Origin of the sequence: Providencia sp. PROV032 (assembly GCF_028484875.1) — a bacterium.
Classification (GTDB): domain Bacteria; phylum Pseudomonadota; class Gammaproteobacteria; order Enterobacterales; family Enterobacteriaceae; genus Providencia; species Providencia rettgeri_E.
This window is the reverse complement of sequence record NZ_JAMPSX010000019.1, coordinates 52,010-72,652: the sequence shown is the minus strand read 5'-3', so window position 1 is coordinate 72,652 and position 20,643 is coordinate 52,010. Positions and strand designations below refer to the sequence as shown.

The 20,643-nt window shown below is 41.3% G+C and carries 14 protein-coding genes; 2 read left to right on the top strand and 12 right to left on the bottom strand.

Going from position 1 to position 20,643, the window contains the following annotated elements; genetic code table 11:
* Positions 1-4 precede the first annotated feature (4 nt).
* From PSF42_RS13675 to PSF42_RS13635, 9 genes are all read right to left on the bottom strand, one after another.
* Positions 5-757, bottom strand: coding sequence for a fimbria/pilus periplasmic chaperone (locus PSF42_RS13675; protein ID WP_125890597.1), 753 nt, complete (start codon positions 755-757; stop codon positions 5-7).
* A 35-nt stretch (positions 758-792) separates the two neighbouring features.
* A complete protein-coding gene (locus PSF42_RS13670) occupies positions 793-3,483 on the bottom strand; it encodes an outer membrane usher protein (protein WP_125890598.1) in 2,691 nt (896 codons plus the stop codon).
* Positions 3,484-3,503: 20 nt separating this feature from the next.
* On the bottom strand, positions 3,504-4,055 hold the full coding sequence (locus tag PSF42_RS13665) for a fimbrial protein (protein ID WP_125890599.1): 552 nt from the start codon (positions 4,053-4,055) through the stop codon (positions 3,504-3,506).
* A gap of 79 nt (positions 4,056-4,134) precedes the next feature.
* Entirely contained in the window at positions 4,135-4,665 is a 531-nt protein-coding gene (locus PSF42_RS13660; protein WP_148099013.1) for a fimbrial protein, read from the bottom strand.
* Positions 4,666-5,896: 1,231 nt separating this feature from the next.
* The gene (gene narI, locus PSF42_RS13655) at positions 5,897-6,574 is read right to left on the bottom strand and encodes a respiratory nitrate reductase subunit gamma (RefSeq protein WP_004907792.1); all 678 of its coding nucleotides are present in this window, start codon (positions 6,572-6,574) and stop codon (positions 5,897-5,899) included.
* Positions 6,571-7,293: a nitrate reductase molybdenum cofactor assembly chaperone gene (narJ, locus tag PSF42_RS13650; protein WP_272680219.1), complete on the bottom strand. Its 723-nt coding sequence runs from the start codon at positions 7,291-7,293 to the stop codon at positions 6,571-6,573. The genes narI and narJ overlap by 4 nt, the downstream gene beginning before the upstream one ends.
* On the bottom strand, positions 7,290-8,831 hold the full coding sequence (narH, locus tag PSF42_RS13645) for a nitrate reductase subunit beta (protein WP_125890602.1): 1,542 nt from the start codon (positions 8,829-8,831) through the stop codon (positions 7,290-7,292). The genes narJ and narH overlap by 4 nt, the downstream gene beginning before the upstream one ends.
* Positions 8,831-12,592 carry a nitrate reductase subunit alpha gene (locus tag PSF42_RS13640; RefSeq protein ID WP_272680218.1) on the bottom strand — a complete coding sequence of 1,254 codons (3,762 nt, stop codon included), beginning with the start codon at positions 12,590-12,592 and terminating at the stop codon, positions 8,831-8,833. Before PSF42_RS13640 ends, narH begins: the two co-directional genes overlap by 1 nt.
* A gap of 67 nt (positions 12,593-12,659) precedes the next feature.
* Positions 12,660-14,060 carry a NarK family nitrate/nitrite MFS transporter gene (locus PSF42_RS13635; RefSeq protein WP_272680217.1) on the bottom strand — a complete coding sequence of 467 codons (1,401 nt, stop codon included), beginning with the start codon at positions 14,058-14,060 and terminating at the stop codon, positions 12,660-12,662.
* 331 nt (positions 14,061-14,391) lie between these two features.
* Between PSF42_RS13635 and narX the strand changes: the two genes are divergently transcribed.
* Complete coding sequence (gene narX / locus PSF42_RS13630; protein WP_272680216.1) at positions 14,392-16,134, top strand: nitrate/nitrite two-component system sensor histidine kinase NarX; 1,743 nt, start codon at positions 14,392-14,394, stop codon at positions 16,132-16,134.
* 21 nt (positions 16,135-16,155) lie between these two features.
* The gene (gene narL, locus PSF42_RS13625; RefSeq protein WP_272680215.1) at positions 16,156-16,812 is read left to right on the top strand and encodes a two-component system response regulator NarL; all 657 of its coding nucleotides are present in this window, start codon (positions 16,156-16,158) and stop codon (positions 16,810-16,812) included.
* 12 nt (positions 16,813-16,824) lie between these two features.
* On the opposite strand, the gene PSF42_RS13620 is transcribed toward narL, so the two are convergent.
* Genes PSF42_RS13620 through PSF42_RS13610 form a run of 3 tightly spaced genes read right to left on the bottom strand, consistent with a single transcriptional unit; the run spans position 16,825 to position 20,531 of the window.
* Positions 16,825-17,979 carry a CdaR family transcriptional regulator gene (locus PSF42_RS13620; protein WP_125890607.1) on the bottom strand — a complete coding sequence of 385 codons (1,155 nt, stop codon included), beginning with the start codon at positions 17,977-17,979 and terminating at the stop codon, positions 16,825-16,827.
* A 14-nt stretch (positions 17,980-17,993) separates the two neighbouring features.
* Entirely contained in the window at positions 17,994-19,157 is a 1,164-nt protein-coding gene (locus PSF42_RS13615) for a glycerate kinase (protein WP_272680214.1), read from the bottom strand.
* Positions 19,158-19,190: 33 nt separating this feature from the next.
* Complete coding sequence (locus PSF42_RS13610) at positions 19,191-20,531, bottom strand: MFS transporter (protein WP_125890609.1); 1,341 nt, start codon at positions 20,529-20,531, stop codon at positions 19,191-19,193.
* Positions 20,532-20,643 lie beyond the last annotated feature (112 nt).

The window sequence follows — 20,643 nt, the reverse complement described above, 5'->3', positions numbered from 1 at the left end:
CCCGTTATCTGTCTGTCGAAGATTCAACTTTGCAAGTTGTACCAGCGCAACCAAACGTCAACTTAGGCCTTCCACCATAATCGTTGATATAAGTCAGAACTGGTTTTGCCCCCATGGCACTTGCACTACCTTTAAGCATTCCATTACTTTTTGGTGAGATCATGACCGGTTCAAATTGTTTGACAGTGTCTCCACCCACTTTTGCGCTTGCATCTACAATCGTGACGAAATAAGCCGTTGGATTCGTAATTTCATAGGCATCACCTTTGCGTGTGAGTGTAATTTTCTCTTGCCATGGGTTTTCTAAGTCCGTACGAGTGGCATATAACGCTTTTGGTCTATAAAACAATTTAATACGCGTCTGTAACGCAATTTGTAATACGTTAGCTTCTTTACTACGCGGTGGAATTTCACGTAAGTTAAAGTAATAAACACTTTCTCTATCCTGTGGCAATGTAGCGATATCAGGAAGAGATTGAATTTTAACTTGGCTACCTTCACCGGGCTCTACACGTTGAACTGGCGGTAAAACCGTGAGTGGGCTTTCAATTTTGTTACCATTAATATCTTCAATCCAGCCCTGTGCAAGATAGGGTAACTCTGTGTTTTCATTCTTAATATTTAAGCTAATGGTCTTTTCAGCCCCATTATAAATGACCCGTGTTCTATCAAGTGCAATTGCAGCTAAAGCCTGTCCACATAGCACCGCGGATAACGTAATTGTCGTAGTAAAAAATGCAATTTTCTTAATATTCATATGTACCAACTATTTATAAAATCAAGCAACTTGGGTTACTCGGTATAATCTGCGCTGTAAGCAATATCCGGTGGTTTCAATAACCAACGCTGACTTGGTGCTACGCCCTGTTTAATCGGTGCAGGTTTGTAAACTGGTGCAGGCTGCCCAACAGGCACGGCTTTTGCTGGCATATATCCAGGTTCAACACTTGGGCTGCTTGTACACGGTAATAACAGTGAGTTAAATTCCGCTGTTGTAATATTTTCAGGGACTTGAATTTTGCATTGCGCACTTCCATCCCAGTAGACATCTAAAACTTCATTTGGATTAACACCCGAGATATACACGGAGCCATTATCTGTCACGATACCGAGCTCTCTATTTTTCTCATTTCTCACGGTAGCCCCAAATGGCGGATAACTTCCGTCTGCCAATGCCAATCTCACCATCGTTTTAACACCCGATAACACCTCAAACTCACGGTAAGCCACGGCTCCTTCAGTCAGTGTTATAGGCTGCGATGTTCGAATCGCTTCCACGTCGTCAGGTAATTGAGTCACATCAATATGCGTACTGGTACGATAGTAATCACTGATGTCAGCGACCACTGCTTTACCAAAAATATTGGTTTCCGTGTTTGGTCCAAAACCTTGAATAGGAACATTTTTCACACCTTCAGTACCTACCATCACTCGACTTCCACCTGGCGTATTAATGCGGTGTAGTGCGGCACCATGCCCCGTGACAGTTGCGCCACCCTGTAAAGAAAATGCCGCTGAAGAGGTATCCCCATTGATATAGCTGGTACTTGCCGTTACTGTTGCTAAATCCGCGTAACGCGTATAGAAACCATCAATAGTTCCGCGACCACGGCTACTCACCCCAGTACCAACACGATAATTTGTTTTATCATCAATGGAGTCGAAATAGCTGACAGTGTGAGAATTACCATCCCTAGTAACCATATTGTTATAGCTAATTGACGCTCTATCAGCCCAAGGCAAAGAGAGGTTCATATATAGCCCATCGTCATTATTTCTATTATCAAATTTGTTACGAAATGCCGTTAAACTTAAATTGATGTTTTTAAAACGGCCAATATCAAAATATTTAGCAATAGAAAGGTTATAGCGTTTTGCCGCAGGCTTATTCCAATAAGTTTCGTGGTTATAGTTCAGATACGCAGTCAGATCCGCACTAGTGAAATACTTATTAAATGTGATCGTATACAGCTCTTTACTATTATCGAATTCCACCCCTCTGTAACGACGGTCTAGATATTGGTTCATACTCATAAAGTCACGTTCAGAGAATCGGTATCCTGCGAAGGTAACTTGGCTATCATATTCTTCAAAACGTTTTGAATAACTTAAGCGATAAGACGCACCCGTATAGATTTTGTTTTCTGTTTTCAGTTTTGCTCGTGACTCAGTGATATCGAATGAAATTGCACCGAAAGCGAGTAAATCTCGACCAACACCGAGTGATAATGCGTTATAGTCGCCTGCCGCAACGCCACCGCCGAATAATGACCAACCGTTAGAGACCCCCCAGCTAAACTCCCCCGTAACAAATCCTTGCCCTTCTGTTTCGTGTTCCATATTATTCGGTCGGCCACCTGCAATCTTAAACAGTACTGAGCCAGGACGAGTTAAATATGGTATGGAGGCAGTATTCATTTGGAATTCTTGTACAGAACCATCTTGCTCTTCGATGCGTACATCTAATTTACCGCTAACAGCATCACTTAAATCTTGAATACGAAAAGGCCCAGGAGCAACTTGCGTTTCATAAATAACGCGCCCTTGCTGAGTCACAACCACTTTAGCATTAGTTCTTGCAACACCAGTGACTTCAGGCGCATAGCCACGTAAGTTAGGTGGTAACATTCTCTCATCAGAGATAAGACTTACCCCCATATAACGGAATGAATCAAATAATCCTGAGCGTAGGAATTGCTCCCCCATCGTTAGCTTTGCATTTAGTTCTTTAACTGCTCGATAAGCATAATATTGGCTCCAATCCCATTTACGATCTGTGGATTGACCATTAGTTCGATTATAACTTGCTTGCCAGTCAGCTCTAAAGCGCCAAGCTCCGAGGTTAAAACCTGTTGTACCATTACCAGTTACCGACTGGCTATTGGCTGAATCAGCAGGCCTTATCAGGTTAGCATTCAAGTTATAGTCAAAAATGAGAGCGGGTACCCCTTCATCCCAGCGAGATGGTGGATCCCAGTTATCAGAGGTAAATTCGATATACGCCTGAGGTACAGTAATGGTGACTGTTTCTTTGGCTAAAGAACCATTTATTGTCATTCCTGGAATGGTTTCTGGAATTAAACATTGGCCATTTTTAGCAAACTCAACCTTTTGTTTCCATTCATCGCGCAAAGCGATATGGTCAACAATATCTGGCGTTAAACAAGGTTCAGTCATACTCGGATCATTGGGATCCGCGATATACTCAATATCAAAAATGTCAGCTAAATCGCGACTATTTAAATTAATTTTAAATGGGTATTTCCCAGGCATAACATAGCCCGCACGAGAGAACTCATTTAAAGAAATATTTTTTTTATCCTGAAGATCTAAAACGTCCGTATTAAACTCAATACTATCATTATTTGCATTAGCTAAATTTATATGAGCAATGGCTATAAACACCATGGTAGCAACAGGCGTTAAAAAATAACTTACTGAGTTATTAAATACTTTATTTTTACTTTTTAATCGCAGAGCCATAATAGTCCCTTAGTAATAACTCAGTAATAATCCATTTTAAAACGGATAGTTGTCTGATAATTCCCTGGTTTTAAGCGCTTATTATTAGGCACAACCTGCACCTTATAGTGCAGAGTTGTCTCTCCCGCGCTAATAGGTAAATCTGGCATTGCCTTACCAGGTATTGCAACATTTCCAGCCAAATCAGAAATTTTTACTGATAATCCATTCGCATGCCCAAACACATCGAAGTTACGGCCATCAGTTGGACCATCGAATGTAATATTGAAAGTTTGCCAATTAGGAGCTCCAGGAGTTACCGGTGTTAAAACACAATTGATAAGGCGTATAGAGAAATCACTTGTTGGACTTTCTCTGTCGTGAATTATCTGGCTAACCGGTACAGTCGTTATGCTAACTGATTGATCTCGGTTATCAGCATCAATTGCACAAGGGCTCTCAATGATTGAACCGCCCATAGTAACAGTTCCTTTGAACTGACTTTGTGCCCGAGAATTTTGATTTTGCGCACTCACTATCGGGGCAAATATCATTCCTGAAAGCACCATGACAATAATGCCAAAGTGATTCATAGCGACTCCATTTCAACTTAATAACCAATTTCAATGCATTCAAATTAGTGCCCATACATCCTTGTACGGGCGATACCAATTACTGGTAGCTCAGAGCAAATGTTGCGATTGCATCAAATTCACCAGGTACAGCTGGTTTATTTACTGCATCATCATCACCTTGCAAATATGCTTGGAAACGCAGTGTATTTGCACCTGTGAACAGAGCTTGTGATGGAGATTTCGCGCCTAAAGCAATTTTAGTGCCGTTGAAATCAGTGATCACAATACCTGCGTTTTTCGCGGTACCTGCGATAGCTAAACCATCAGTTACAGAAGCACTTGGTGTACCAGTAAATGTAGTTTGAACTGTTTTCAGAGTCGAAATGTCGCACTGCTCTAATTGAATATTGAAGTCACGAGCAATACTTTTACCGCCGCCGTTTAATGCGGATGTTGCGATAGCACCCATTGGTACTTCAAATGCTTGAGAACCTGGTGGAATTGAACAAGGAGCATCAATGATTGAACCTTTAAAAGTGACTTGGCCACCACCTTGGTTTGCAGAAGCAGAACCAGCAACTACCGCTAAACCTAAACCTAATACTAAAGCAAGTTTATTTAATTTCATTTTATACATTTCCATTAGATAAAAAGACAACACAAATTAAAATAACGATTTATTATTAATCTGATTATTTTAATTTTTTCTTAAAATATATTCGATCAGCAAATATTAAGGATTGATACTAATAACTATTTCTATTTATCACACTTAGCTAATTAAATAAGTGAAATAATTAAACAGTGCATCAATGCGCTGCCATTATTATACCTCATTTTAGTTATGTCAAATCCGTGAGTTAACTACCCCTTTCTATTATAAGTTAGTGATATATATATAATCCATTACACGCACCATCTTAAATACACCATTACAGGATAAGTTAGTGATACTCATCTAATTAAATTAAGGTTTTTTTAATAAAAAACCATAAAATAAACCCAATCATTACTAATAAAGTTTTTTATACTCACAAAACGGGTTCTTATTAGTGAAAAAAAATGAAGAAAGAGGAAATGCAATCAGAAAATTAATCCAAAGATATTAAATCGAGATTTACCCGACAAATAATTAATCAGAAACATCCCAAAAAAAACAAATAAATATTTTCATAATATTTCATAATTCACCAATTGTTACATTTTAGATAAAACAAAAAACAAAAATAAATCGATAATTATCAAACAGATAAACAAATTAAACCATAAAGTAAATATAAATAACACCTAGAAATCATTCATATAAAAAAACATTTATTTAAATTAAAGTGGAAATAGAAACAATTAAGAAAAAATCAAACCAAAAATAATCATTAGATAATTTTTTATATTTCAAATCATTTCAGATGGTAATGAAAGGTAACCAGAGATAACTTTATAAATATACACCCCCATATTAAGGCCAAAATCGGAACCAAATACCTTCGATTAAAACCAATCAACCCCTCTTTAATGTGATTAATTAAATTGAAATACGTTAAATAGCGAAATAGATAAATCCCAAAGTTGAGTAAAGCGAAAGACCAAATGACTTTCAATAAACACATCACCGTCAAAATAATAATACCTAGAATATATAAACTAATGTTTAATTGAAGCGTCATCGAAAATCATCATAGTTCATCATTATATTTAACATTATCTATACTCAAGGTGATGGTGATAAAAAGTAAATCAGCCTTTAAAACAAAACCCCATCTTATATAAGATGGGGTAGCAAAATAACCATGTTTGTTGTTTATACAAGAACCAGTTGTATTAAAAAAATATACTGGTCAATATTCCTATATACCCAAAACTTAATGGCGATTTCTCACCAATTGATACCGACGAGTCAGGTATTCGATAGGTGCACTCCAAATGTGCACTAAACGGCAGAATGGGAAGAGTAAAAATATCGTCATACCCAACACAATATGCAGTTTAAAAACAATCCCAACCCCTTCAAGGTAATTGGATGCCCCCCAATGGAATGTCACAATAGACTGTGCCCACCCCACTAATTTTAACATTTCGCTACCATCCATATGTTGTGCTGAGAAAGGAATGGTAAGTAATCCTAAGCAAACTTGCACCACCAACAAAGTTAAGATCATGATGTCACCGAAGGATGACGTTGCTCTCACGCGAGGATTTGTTAGGCGGCGCTTCAATAGCATCGCACCACCAATTAGCATCATCACACCAGCAGCGCCCCCACCAATCATCGCCATTAACTGCTTAATATGCATTGGCAGAAAAGATTCATACATCCAATGAGGCGTTAGCATGCCTAAAAAGTGCCCGACAAAAATCCCAATAATCCCCAAATGGAATAAGTTTGATGCCAAACGCATGTTCTTTTTATCCAACATTTGGCTGGAACCCGCTCGCCACGTGTATTGCCCGTAATCGTAACGTAACCAACTACCAACAATAAATACCGTCCCTGCGATATAGGGGTAAATATCGAAGAAAAATTGATTGATAAAATTCATTTTTGAACTCCTACATGGCTGCCCACACTGAGATCCAAGTATTGTGGTACCACCGCATTGGCGAAGCGATGTTGATGTTCCGCCACTTCGCTACCACATGTTTTTTCATCGGCAAAAAATTTCACTTGCTCCTCTTCCCAAACCGCATCTAGCGCCTCTGGAGTGTCATCCCGTACTTCGGTTGCCACTTGTTTGCTTAATTGCTCCGTCGCAATATCGCTATGAGAAAGCTCAAGTAAAAAATTAAATAAAACAGAAAAACGGCTTTCTCGCTGTTTCAGTCTTTCCCCTAACAACGCTAAAATTGGCGCAATATCCTGTAACCCCTCGAGAGTTTCATTGCTCGGCAATACCGTTAAATATTCCAAATAAATGGGTAAATGGTCGGGTAATTCACGGCAATCAATTTGCAAACCGTGTTGCTGATATTGCGCCATTAAATCCACCATCGCTTGTCCTCGGTCTCGGGACTCACCGTGTACATGCTCAAATAGCAATAAAGATGTTGCGCGACCTCTATCAAACAACTCACAATATTGCGCCTGCATATCAAGTAAGTCTTCGTTGAGATACTCGCGCACAAACACCATCAATTGAACAGCCCGTGTGACTGGCAGCTCATCAGCCTGTTCTAGCGCTTCAATGAGCTCATCGCGATGTAACCAAAGCGCTTCCGAAGGGTATTCCAATAACCGAGAAATCACTTTTAGTGTCATCATAGTGCTTTCTCCTGATTACTTTTTGGTGTGATATCAATGGCATCAATGCGCCTGCTATTAAATAAATTCGCTTTGCTATCGCTGCCATGGCAACCATCACCAAAACTAAAGCCACAAGCTTTCGCTTCAGGGAATGCTTCACGCGCCAATTCTCGATGACTGGATGGAATGACAAAACGGTCTTCATAGTTAGCAATGGCTAAATAGCGGTACATTTCTTGTGCCTGAGCTTGTGTTAAGCCAACTTGCTCTAATGCACTGGTATCACATTGGTTTTCCACAGTTTCTGCTCGTTTGAAATGGCGCATCGCTAACATACGTTTTAACGCCAATAACACTGGTTCGGTATCCCCTGCGGTTAACAAATTCGCAAGGTATTGCACTGGAATACGTAAACTTTCCACATCTGGCAATACACCGTTATTAGCTAAGAGCCCTGAATCCGCTACTGACTGAATTGGTGACAAAGGAGGTACATACCACACCATGGGTAACGTGCGGTATTCAGGGTGCAGTGGCAGGGCTAAGCGCCATTCCATCGCCATTTTGTACACTGGAGATTTCTGTGCCGCATCGATCACACTCAATGGGATCCCTTGTTTTTGCGCTTCTTCAATCACTTTTGGATCATGAGGATCAAGGAAAACATCAAGTTGGCTCTGGTAAAGGTCGGTTTCCTTTTCGACACTGGCCGCCGACTCAATTTTGTCCGCGTCATACAGCAATACCCCTAAATAGCGGATACGACCAACACAGGTTTCAGAACAAACCGTTGGCATGCCTGACTCAATACGTGGGTAACAGAAAATGCATTTTTCTGATTTACCACTTTTCCAATTGAAATAGATTTTTTTATACGGGCAACCAGTTAAGCACATACGCCAGCCACGGCATTTGTCTTGGTCAATCAAAACAATACCGTCTTCTGAGCGCTTATAAATTGCCCCACTTGGGCAGGTCGCGACGCAAGCTGGGTTTAAACAATGTTCACACAGGCGTGGCAAATACATCATGAACGTATTTTCAAACTGCCCATACATCTCTTTTTGAATATGTTCAAAGTTTTTATCTTGGGCTCGTTTGGCGAATTCACCGCCTAAATCATCTTCCCAGTTTGGTCCCATTTTCACGTTACTCATTCGCTCACCAGTAATTAATGAACGAGGACGTGCTGTCGGTACGTGCTTACCTTCTTTGGCATTTTTTAAATGGCCGTAGTCATAATTAAATGGCTCATAATAATCATCCAAAGCAGGTACATCTGGATTAGCGAAGATTTTTGATAAAACGCCCACTTTGTTCCCCATACGTGGAACCAATTTACCCTTAATGGTGCGGATCCAGCCCCCTTTCCATTTCTCTTGGTCTTCCCAATTATGGGGGTAACCAATACCCGGTTTGGTTTCGACGTTATTAAACCATGCGTATTCCACCCCTTCGCGGCTAGTCCACACATTTTTACAGGTCACTGAGCAAGTGTGACAACCAATACATTTATCAAGGTTTAGCACCATGCCGACTTGAGAACGAATTTTCATTATGCTTTCTCCTTTCCGCTCAAGGTCTGCTGGTAGGCATCACCTTCACCATCCAGCCAGTCAACCTGTTTCATTTTGCGAACAACCACAAATTCATCACGATTAGAACCTACTGTTCCGTAATAATTGAAACTATAGGCAAGGTGCGCATAACCACCGATCATATGCGTAGGTTTCGGGCAAACACGCGTGACCGAATTATGAATTCCGCCACGTTGAGCCGTAATTTCAGAGCCGGGTAAGTTGATCAGCCGTTCTTGGGCGTGGTACATCATGATCATGCCATCAGGAATACGTTGGCTAACGATCGCTTTAGCGGTTAATGCACCATTACTGTTAAAAGCTTCAACCCAATCGTTATCTTCAACACCCAGTTCGCGGGCATCTTCTTCGCTAAGCCAAACCACTGGGCCACCGCGGCCTAACGTCAACATTAATAAGTTGTCACTGTAAGTGGAGTGGATCCCCCACTTTTGGTGCGGCGTTAAAAAGTTCAGTGCTTTTTCTGGGAACCCATTGGATTTTTTCCCCATAAGTGGCTGAGCCGCTCGAGTGTCAATTGGTGGGCGATACACCACAAGGCTTTCCCCAAAGGCGCGCATCCATTCGTGATCTTGATACAATTGCTGACGACCACTGAGCGTCCGCCATGGGATCATTTCATGCACGTTGGTGTAACAGGCATTGTAAGAAACATGTTCATCTTCCAACCCTGACCATGTAGGGCTTGAGATAATTTTACGCGGCTGCGCAACAATATCGCGAAAACGGATTTTTTCGTCTTCTTTATAACGAGCAAGATGAGTATGGTCGCGGCCCGTTACTTTGCTTAACGCATCCCATGCTTTTACTGCCACTTGTCCATTGGTTTCAGGTGCAAGTGTTAAAATGACTTCCGCGGCATCAATTGCCGTTTCAATTTTTGGCCGCCCAGCATTGGTACCGTCAGGCTGGGTTTTATTGAGTTTTTTCAAGAAATCAATTTCATCTTGTGTATTCCAATTGATCCCTTTACCACCATTACCCAATTTATCCATCAATGGGCCAAGAGAGGTAAAACGTGCATAAGTATTTGGGTAGTCACGCTCAACACAGATAATATGCGGCGCTGTTTTCCCTGGAATAAGCTCGCATTGCCCTTTTTTCCAATCTCTAACATCAAAAGGCTGTGCCATCTCAGCTGCACTATCATGTTGAATCGGCAGCGTCACCACATCCGTTTCTTTGCCTAAGTGCCCAACGCTGACCTCAGAAAATGCTTTGGCAATCCCCTTATAAATTTCCCAATCGCTTTTAGATCCCCAAGCAGGGTCGACCGCAGCTGATAATGGATGAATAAATGGATGCATATCCGAGGTATTCATATCGTCTTTTTCATACCAAGTAGCGGTCGGTAAAATAACGTCTGAGAATAAGCAGGTGCTCGACATTCTAAAGTCGAGAGTCACCACTAAGTCAACTTTCCCTTCTGCCGCTTTGTCTTGCCATTCCACTTCTTCAGGTTTGACGCCGCCTTGTTGACCTAAGTCTTTGCCTTGAACACCATTTTCAGTTCCTAATAAGTATTTCAGTAAGTATTCATGGCCTTTCCCTGCGGAGCCCAATAAATTTGAACGCCAAATAAACAGATTTCGTGGGAAATTTTGAGGGTCATCAGGTTGCTCTGAAGCAAAGCGAATATTGCCTTCTTTCAACTGTTTAACCGTATAATCAGTGGGTGACATCCCTTCACTTTGTGCCTTCTTCGCAATATTTAATGGGTTGACATTTAATTGTGGTGCTGACGGCAGCCACCCCATGCGTTCGGCACGTACATTCATATCAACCAAACTACCGCTAAAGGCGTGTTTATCGGCTAGAGGCGATAGCAACTCTTCTGTTGAGACAGTTTCGTAACGCCATTGGCTTGAATGGTTATAAAAGAAAGAGGTGCTATTCATATGACGAGGTGGACGCTGCCAGTCCAAACCGAATGCTAATGGCAACCACCCCGTTTGTGGACGTAATTTTTCTTGCCCAACATAATGAGACCAGCCACCGCCGCTTTGCCCAACGCAACCACAGAAAATCAACATATTGATAATCGCACGGTAGGTCATATCCATGTGATACCAGTGGTTAATCCCTGCGCCAACAATCACCATAGAACGGCCATGGGTTTTCTCTGCGGTATCGGCAAACTCACGCGCTATGCGAATAATATTTTGGCGGCTAACCCCAGTGACTTTTTCTGCCCACGCAGGTGAATACGCTTTCATATCATCGTAATCAACTGCACAGTTTTCATCGCCAAAACCACGGTCAATGCCGTAGTTCGCTAGCATTAAATCATAAACACTAGTAACCAATGATTCACTACCATCAGCTAACTGAATACGTTTAGCGGGCAGTTTATGTAATAAAACATCTTTAAGTTCAACATGCTGGAAGTGCTCACTTTCTAATCCACCAAAGTAAGGAAAACCAACATCGACAAATTCATCATGACTATCTGCCAAGCTGAGTTTCATTTTTATGTCATGAGCATCTTGCCCAGCGCGCGGCTCTAAATTCCATTTTTGACCGCCATCCCAACGGAACCCCATTGAACCTTGTGGAGCACATAATTCGCCTGTCTCTTCATCAATCGCGATGGTTTTCCATTCGGCATTTTTCTCTTCGCCTAATGAATTGTGTAAATCGGATGCCCGTAGCATACGGCCTGCGGCATAAGAGCCATCTTCACGCTTATCTAGCATGACAAGCATCGGCATATCGGTATAAGTGCGCACATATTCACGGAAATATTCCGCTTCACGTTTTACATGGAATTCATTGAGGATCACATGCCCCATCGCCATTGCCATGGCGCTATCTGTTCCTTGTTTCGGGTTCAACCAATGGTCACATAATTTGGCAATTTCCGCGTAGTCTGGCGTCACTGCGACCGTTTTCGTTCCTTTATAACGCACTTCTGCGAAAAAATGGGCGTCTGGCGTACGCGTTTGCGGTACGTTAGAACCCCAAGCAATAATATAAGATGAATTGTACCAATCCGCTGATTCCGGTACGTCAGTTTGTTCGCCCCACGTCATGGGTGACGCAGGTGGCAAGTCACAATACCAGTCATAAAAACTTAAGCATGAGCCACCAATTAACGATAAATAACGCGCGCCCGAGGCATAGGAAACCATTGACATCGCGGGAATTGGAGAAAAACCAACAATACGGTCAGGACCAAATTCTTTAATTGTCGCAACGTTTGCCGCTGCAATCAGTTCATTCACTTCTTGCCAACTTGAACGAACAAAACCACCACGACCACGAGCTTGTTTATAGCTTTTTGCCTTTTGCGGGTCATTGATAATAGAAAGCCACGCTGCAACAGGGTCTTGTTGCTCCGCTTTTGCTTCACGCCACAATTTAAGTAAGCGCTTACGCATCATTGGGTATTTAACACGGTTTGCGCTGTATAAATACCAAGAGTAGCTCGCCCCTCGAGGGCATCCTCTCGGCTCATGGTCAGGTAAATCAGGACGAGTTCGTGGGTAATCCGTCTGTTGCGTTTCCCAAGTGACTAACCCATTTTTGACATAAATTTTCCAGCTACAAGAGCCAGTACAGTTAACACCATGTGTGGAACGCACGACTTTGTCATGCTGCCAGCGGCTACGATAACCATCTTCCCAATCACGGTTTACATTTAACTCTTGCCCGTGATCACCTGAAAAGGTTTCGCCCAACTGCTTAAAATACCGAAATCTGTCTAAAAATTTGCTCATCGGATTGCCTCCAAAGAGACGGCGACCGGCGCCGTACATTGCTAAAATTGATTTTTATGACTTGTTATTATTTGTGTTTACGGCCGTATACCAGCCATGTGATAAACACACAGGAAATATAAAATACAAAAAATACTTTCATCGCATCTGCTGGCGAACCCGTCAGTGTTAATGATGTTCCGAACGCTTTTGGAATAAAGAAGCCACCTATTGCCCCAATAGCAGAGATAAACCCTAGAGCCGCTGCACTTTCTGTTACCGCCTCTTTTTGAGCCTCTTGCTCTGAAGCCCCTCTTAAAATGGCTTTATCCATGGTTAATTTACGAAAAACGACTGCGATCATTTGGAAGGTTGAGCCACTGCCTAACCCTGCCGTTAAAAACAGCACCATAAATACGCCATAAAACGCCCCAAAAGAGCCTCCTTGACCGTTTTCTGGTAACGTAAAAAACAGCAAGCCGGAGAAAACAGCCATGACCACAAAGTTCAGTAATGTGACTTTCACACCGCCAAAACGGTCAGACAGCATGCCGCCAACTGGGCGCGCTAACGCCCCGAGGAAAGGACCAAAAAAAGCAAATTTCAAAATAATGACGTCTGGGAACTGCGTTTTCGATAACATAGCAAAACCGGCAGAAAAACCGATAAATGAGCCGAATGTCGCCAGATATAACAGGCTTAATACCCATAGATGGCCCCGTTTCAAAACAGGTAATTGTGCTTTAAGAGATGCCTTATTTGCCGCTAAGTCATTCATGCCAAACCAAGCCATCACCGTAAAAAGCAGTAGAAATGGCACCCAAATCCAAGCGGCGTTTTCTAGCCACAACGTTGAACCATCAGGCTGAGCCGCTCCAGTCCCACCAACGAAAGTAAATACACCAACACCAACGATAAAAGGGGCCACTAATTGCATGACACTGACCCCTAAATTTCCTAGCCCACCATTCAGGCCAAGTGCACCGCCTTGGCGAGCTTTAGGGAAAAAGAAGCTGATATTGGCCATGCTGGATGCAAAGTTAGCGCCGGCAAAACCACAAAGTAGGGAAATAATGACAAAGACTTGATAAGGTGTGGCGGGGTTTTGAATCGCATAACCTAGCCAAATGCATGGGATCACCAAAAATAGCGTACTAATCGCAGTCCAACGGCGCCCACCAAAAATAGGAATAACGAATGAATAAGGGACTCTTAATAAAGCACCTGAAACGGAAGGTAATGCAGTTAATAAAAATAATTGGTCTGTCGTAAAATTAAAACCCACTTTATTTAAATTAACCGCAACTGCACTAAATAACATCCATACGCAAAATGCGAGCAATAAGCATGGAATAGAAATCCATAAATTACGATTGGCAATACGCTGCCCTGTTTTTTGCCAAAATTGAATATCTTCAGGCCGCCAATCCTGTATAACACCGTTATTTGGCTGTACAGCTACGCTATTAACATTATCTCGTTGAGACATAAATCACCCCGATAAATACAATTTCTGCTCGCAGTGTGTGGCGAATAGACCACCGTGAAGCTGATCTAAATCAAGAGAGATTTAAATGAAATATGCGTGATTTTTTTCGTTAACCACTAGAGGGGTATTAGGAGTACAAAACAATAACAAATTGAATTAAAACAAAAAAACTCATTACTGCGTAATTTTATGTGTTGAAATTTAAAGCGAATAATTCAATGGGATATTAAGGAGTAATACCGAAGTGGCATATTCAATTTTATATAATAGAGAAACAATATCTACGTTATCAAAAATAATAAATAAACGTATAGAGTAGAAAGGATCATTTATGTCTATTGCTTATCACCGATTTTCAATCATTAACCAAGTTATTGGTCTAATGCTATTGATTGCCGTACTCGGTATTATTGGCATGACAATTTCAAATAGTATGATTATTAGTGTGCAAGGAAATGCACATGCAATTAATAAGTCAGGCTCATTGCGGATGCAAAGCTATCATTTACTTTCATTAGTGCCGCTCAACCAATATTCTGACGTATATGTTCGTGAGCTTGAAAAAAATTTATTAAGCAATGAACTAACACAAGTTGTCGATATAGAAGATTTAAATCCGCAATTTTCTGAGCTTTATCAATATTGGGTTACAGAATTAAAACCTGCTCTTAACCATGCAGTTTCTCCTAATGATGCACGTCTCGCGGTCGTTACCTTTGTTAATAAACTCGATGCATTAGTTCGTAATATTGATGAAAAAACAGAACGAAAAATAACCTATGTAGCCATCACTCAAATGGTATTTATTAGCCTCGTTTCATTGCTACTTATTTTTGCTATCTGCCATTTTAGAAAGAAAATTTATACACCTTGGCTTAAGTTACTTCATATGGTGAATGCAATTAGCCATCAAGATTTTAGTCGGCGCTTCCCTGTCGGCAAAAAACTAGATGAGCTAAATTCACTCGGTCAAACGTTAAATCAAATGTCGGATGAGCTCGCACAGAGTTACCATCAATTAGAATCCCGAGTTATCGAAAAAACGGCTGATCTACAAAATAAAAATAATGTATTACTCTATTTATACCAATCTAATCGCACCTTACATGCCATTGGGCCACTATCTGTCAGGCTAGAAAAAGTATTATCTGAACTGAAAAGCTTAATGCCATTACAACATATCAGATTGAGGCTATATGAAGAAAATAATGATGCCTGCTTTCAAGATATTCATTGTCCTGAAAACAAGGAACACTGCCTCAAATCACCCAAAATAGCTGAGCACCTTAAAGTAATATCATGGGAGATTTCCGATAACTTACAGCGTTATGGCATGATTTTGGCTGAAATAGATATAAACCAGCCATTATCTGAAGAGCAAAATAATTTAGTGCTCATGCTAGTCAAACAAATTGCTGGAATGCTAGCAATGGAGCACCAATTAGAACAACAGCAGCAGTTACTGATTATGGATGAACGCTCAGCGATTGCGAGAGAATTGCATGATTCAATCGCACAATCATTATCTTGCCTCAAAATGCAAATTAGTTATCTGCAAATGCAACCTAAAACATTGCCAACTAAGCACCAAGAACTATTAAACGAAATGCGCAATGAAATAAATTCCGCCTATAGCCAATTACGTGAACTTTTAACAACCTTCAGACTAAAGTTAACTGAATCAGGCCTATTCCCTGCCTTAGAAAGCACAATCCAAGAATTCAGCCAACGTCTTGGTTTTCAAATTGAATTAGATTACCGAATTCCAGCCAAAAGCCTCTCTCCACATCAATCTATTCATATTATTCAGATAATCCGAGAAGCGTTAAGTAATATTCTCAAGCATGCTAATGCAAACTGGTCACAAATCTCATTAATCGAAAGTAACGGGCTAATCACCATGACGATAGAAGACAATGGGGAAGGGATCCAACCTCAGCCAACAAAAAATAACCATTATGGATTGATTATTATGAGAGAAAGAGCCCTAAGCCTAAATGGGAAATATCAAATTTCCCCAAGAGTTCAGGGTGGCACTACGGTTAATGTCGTATTTCCACTGACTGTGGCCTAATTAAATTGGAGTAACTCATTAATGAAAAATGACAATAAACTGACTGGGCAATCTACCATTTTACTGATTGATGACCACCCGATGCTACGTAACGGTGTTAAACAATTAATTAGTTTAGAACCCACATTGAAGGTCATTGGTGAAGCAGACGATGGAATAACGGGTATTAAAATTGCGGAAGAGCAAGACCCCGATTTAATCCTATTAGATCTCAATATGCCAGGTATGAATGGCTTTGAAGTACTTGATAATTTACGCAGCCGCGAACTTTCAGGCCGAATTATCTTATTTACCGTATCCAATTACGGTGAAGACTTAATTCATGCGTTAAAACGAGGTGCTGATGGCTATTTACTCAAAGATATGGAACCCGAAAAACTCATTGTTGCATTAAAAGAAGCAGCAAGTGGTAAAATGGTCGTTAGCCCAACGCTTGCCTCCATTTTAGCTGAATCCTTAAGAGATAACCGAGCCTCTACAGAGCATAATTTATCGGCATTAACCCCAAGAGAAACCCATATCCTAGATTTAATCTCTCAGGGGCTATCAAATAAGATGATTGCGAATAAATTACAAATTACAGAGAGCACAGTCAAAGTCCACGTCAAACACTTACTAAAGAAGCTCAATTTAAAATCGCGCGTTGAGGCCGCTATTTGGGTTTTACAACAAAAGTAATGACACAGCACCTCAACTTAATGCATCGAGCCATGGCTGTTGTTTTGGGTAACGTCGACGGTAGCCATGCATCGCAACAGATAACTGAATGAGATCCGTAAACCTTGTCGGGTCCAAATTGGTTTGCTTTTTAATTTGCTGTAACCGATAACTTAATGTATTTCTGTGAATGCCTAATTGCTGTGCGGTGCTGCCTATTTCGCCATTTTGCGATAGGAATAACTCAAGGGTTTCAATCAAAATATCCCCCGAATCATGCAACAATATTTTATGGCAAATATCCAAGAAAAAATTAAATAGATAGCTATTTTCCAACTCATTAAAGAGGCACAAAGATGCCATTTCTTTAAATAGAAAAACCTGTTTATCAGGAACCGTTAGCCGGCCAACTTCAATGACTGAACGTGCAAAATGAACAGCATCCCTCACATGTTCCTGCGTGTCTGCCTGGACACCAACACCAATATAATATTGGCTAAGCTGGCTATCTAGAATGAAATGAAGACTCGGAATAAATGATTCATTTTGATAGTGAGTTGACGGAAATAGCATCAAAATTTCGCGGCTATTAAGTAATAACACATCACTTTTTTCTATCGCTGATAATTCAGTAATGATTGTATCGAGTATTTCAGGACGGTATTGAACCGCTTCAATATTTATAATCACAGGGATCGTCGGTAACGTGAATATAAAACCGGAATTATGTAGTTTGAGTAATGCGCTGCGTCCCTGTGCTTGCGTTGTACTTTCTATATATTGAACAAATAACATGTCACGCAAACGATGCTGCCAGTTAATACTACGCCGCTCAATTTCTTGCTGAATTAGCAGCTCAGCCGTCAGTATGGCAAGTTCGGCATAACGCTGGATCACGACGGGATCGCCACTCACACCAATCACTAATTCCACTTTATCCGCCACAACAATCGGATGGTTTATCCCTGGAGCCACATTCGAATAAGCTCGCGCTTCATTTTCATTGTAAATCGTGATCCGTTTGCCGCAGCGGATCACTTCCACTGCGGCTTCATGGATTTCACCAATACGTTTTTTTTCTCCTGAAGCGATAATCACGCCCTGACTATTAATCACATTAACGTTGTGATGGATAATTCCCATAGCACGCGTGACAATATCATTGGCTAATTTATCAGTCAGTAGCATCTTACCGCCTCACTCTAGGGTTTTATTTGCTTATTCGGATTTGCGAGTATGGTACGCAGCAAATTTTCAGCGGTATCTGCTAAATAACGCTCACCATTGATCATCGCTTGCTCAAGGGAAACCGGCCCGGGGCAAAGTGACCACATTGCAGTAATGCCATGTTGGTATAGGATACGGCTATCTTCACTATATCCCCCACAAAGAGCAATAACAGGTACATCATAATGACTGGCCATTCGAGCGACTCCCACAGGGGCCTTACCATTCGCACTTTGGCTATCAAGCCGCCCTTCTCCTACAATGACTAAATCCGCTTGTTGAATATAGGATTTTGCACCAAGGAGCCCCAGAACGAGATCAATGCCCTTTTCGAGTTTTGCCGAAACAAACCAACGAAGCCCCGCACCTAATCCACCCGCAGCACCACTGCCCGCCTCAAGTGAAACATCTTTTCCCGTTATTGTTGACATTAATTTTGCATAATGCGCCATCCCGATTTCAAGCTGGTCGAGTGTGGCTTGGTCTGCTCCCTTTTGGGGGCCATAAACATAAGTCGCCCCATTTTCACCTAATAAAGGGTTTTCAACATCGCAAGAGACACTAAATTCAACCTCTGCGGCGCGTGAGTCAAATTTATCAAAATCAATCTTTGCAATGTTAATGAGGTCTTTACCACAAATTGGCGCCTCAATAAGCTGCGAGTTTTTATCATAGAACTGAGCACCTAATGCTTGAGCAAATCCCGCACCACCATCATTAGTTGCACTTCCTCCTATCCCAATAATAATACGAGAGCAGCCCATATCTAATGCATGTTTGACCATTTCACCCAAACCATAAGTTGAAGCATTTTCAACGCGACGATGCTCACGTTGAACTAATTCCAGCCCACAGCATTGCGCCATTTCAATAAAGGCAGTTTTTTCCTCCAGCACTAATAACCCTGCATCAACCTTACTACCATAAGGCCCAGTACAGCTAAAAATGTAAGGTGTTACACCAGAAAGCGCGGGGCTATGTTCCAGTGACTCCAACAAACCTTCTCCACCATCAGATATGGGTAATAACGTCATATCTAACTCAGAGGATACACGCTTGAAACCCTCAGCAACGGCTTGACATGCTAACCTTGCAGAACAACTTCCTTTAAAGGAATCAAGTGCGATAACAATTTTCATGCAGACTTTCCTATTGTAAATGGCGATGTTGAATTACTTGCTTTCCACTGAAGCCGATACTTGTAATGATTCGGGTTCGCTCATACCGTTAGTATTCACTCGTGAAGCAATAATCGTTCCAATAACTAACAAACCGACACCAAACCATAATCCAGAAGTGGCTGTTCCTGTATAATCTTCAAAAAATCCTAGAATAAACGGGCCTAGGAAGCCACCAAATAAACCTAAACAGTTCAATAATGCCAAACTTCCTGCCAACATACTGCCACTCATATACGTCGGTGGAAGAGAGAAAATAATCGATTGAACTACAAAAAACATAAATGCCGTTAAACAAAAGCCAATTAAGCCAACTACTGGGCCGCCCACCGCACCAATCACTAACCCAACCGCCATCACGGCATAACCTGAAATTAAAATACGCGATGAACGCTGTGGTGTATTGGCTTTTCTCGCTACGAAAATGCCACCAATTGCGGCTGAAATCCAAGGGATCGCTGTTAATAACCCAATCTGAATAGGTGTCAATTTGCCATACTCACCGATAATAGTAGGCAAAAAGTAACTTAAACCATAGACCGAGAACTGGTGGGTGAAATAGATAGCAACAATCATCATGAAGGCTTTATTTTTAAATGCTGCCTTAAGTGAGAATTTACTATTACTCACACTAATACTATTTTTGTCTTGGTCGTGTTTATATTTAATATAATTCCGATCATCTTCATCTAACCATTTCGCATCTTCAGGTTTATTCGGTAACACAAACCACACAACAAATGCTAGGATAACTGCTGGCAAGCCTTCAATGACAAACATCCATTGCCAACCATGGAAGCCCCATAAGCCATCCATACTCAGTAATAGGCCGCTCAGCGGTGCCCCAATAATATTCGCGAGACAGACCCCTAGTAAAAATAACCCTGTTGCTTTAGCCCGCTCTTCTTGGCTAAACCAATATGTCATATACAAAATGACCCCAGGATATAGGCCCGCTTCAGCCGCTCCCAGTAATAACCGCAAGATATAAAAAGAAATCGGCCCTGTCACAAATGCCATTGCTGCAGATAATAGCCCCCACGTGATCATGATCCGCGTGATCCAAAAACGCGCGCCCACTTTTTCCATTATTAAATTACTTGGGATCTCAAGAATCGAGTAGGTTAGGAAAAAAAGCCCTGCACCAATACCAAATGCTGTTGCAGATAATCCTAAATCAATCGACATCGCATTTTTTGCCATGCCAATATTGGTTCGGTCAATAAAGCTAATAATGTACGCTAAAATCAACAACGGCATCAGGTTACGGTATATCTTTGCGTTGGTTTTTTTCCCCTGAGCCACATAATCTAACTTTGCATTTGTAGAAAACATAGATAAGATCCTCATGTTGTAGTGAAACAGGTACGGCTCTTGGCAATAAGTGACATACCTGTTGTTTTACTTCAGCAATAGCCCGACGCCCCACGTCGGGCTTTCTGCTTGC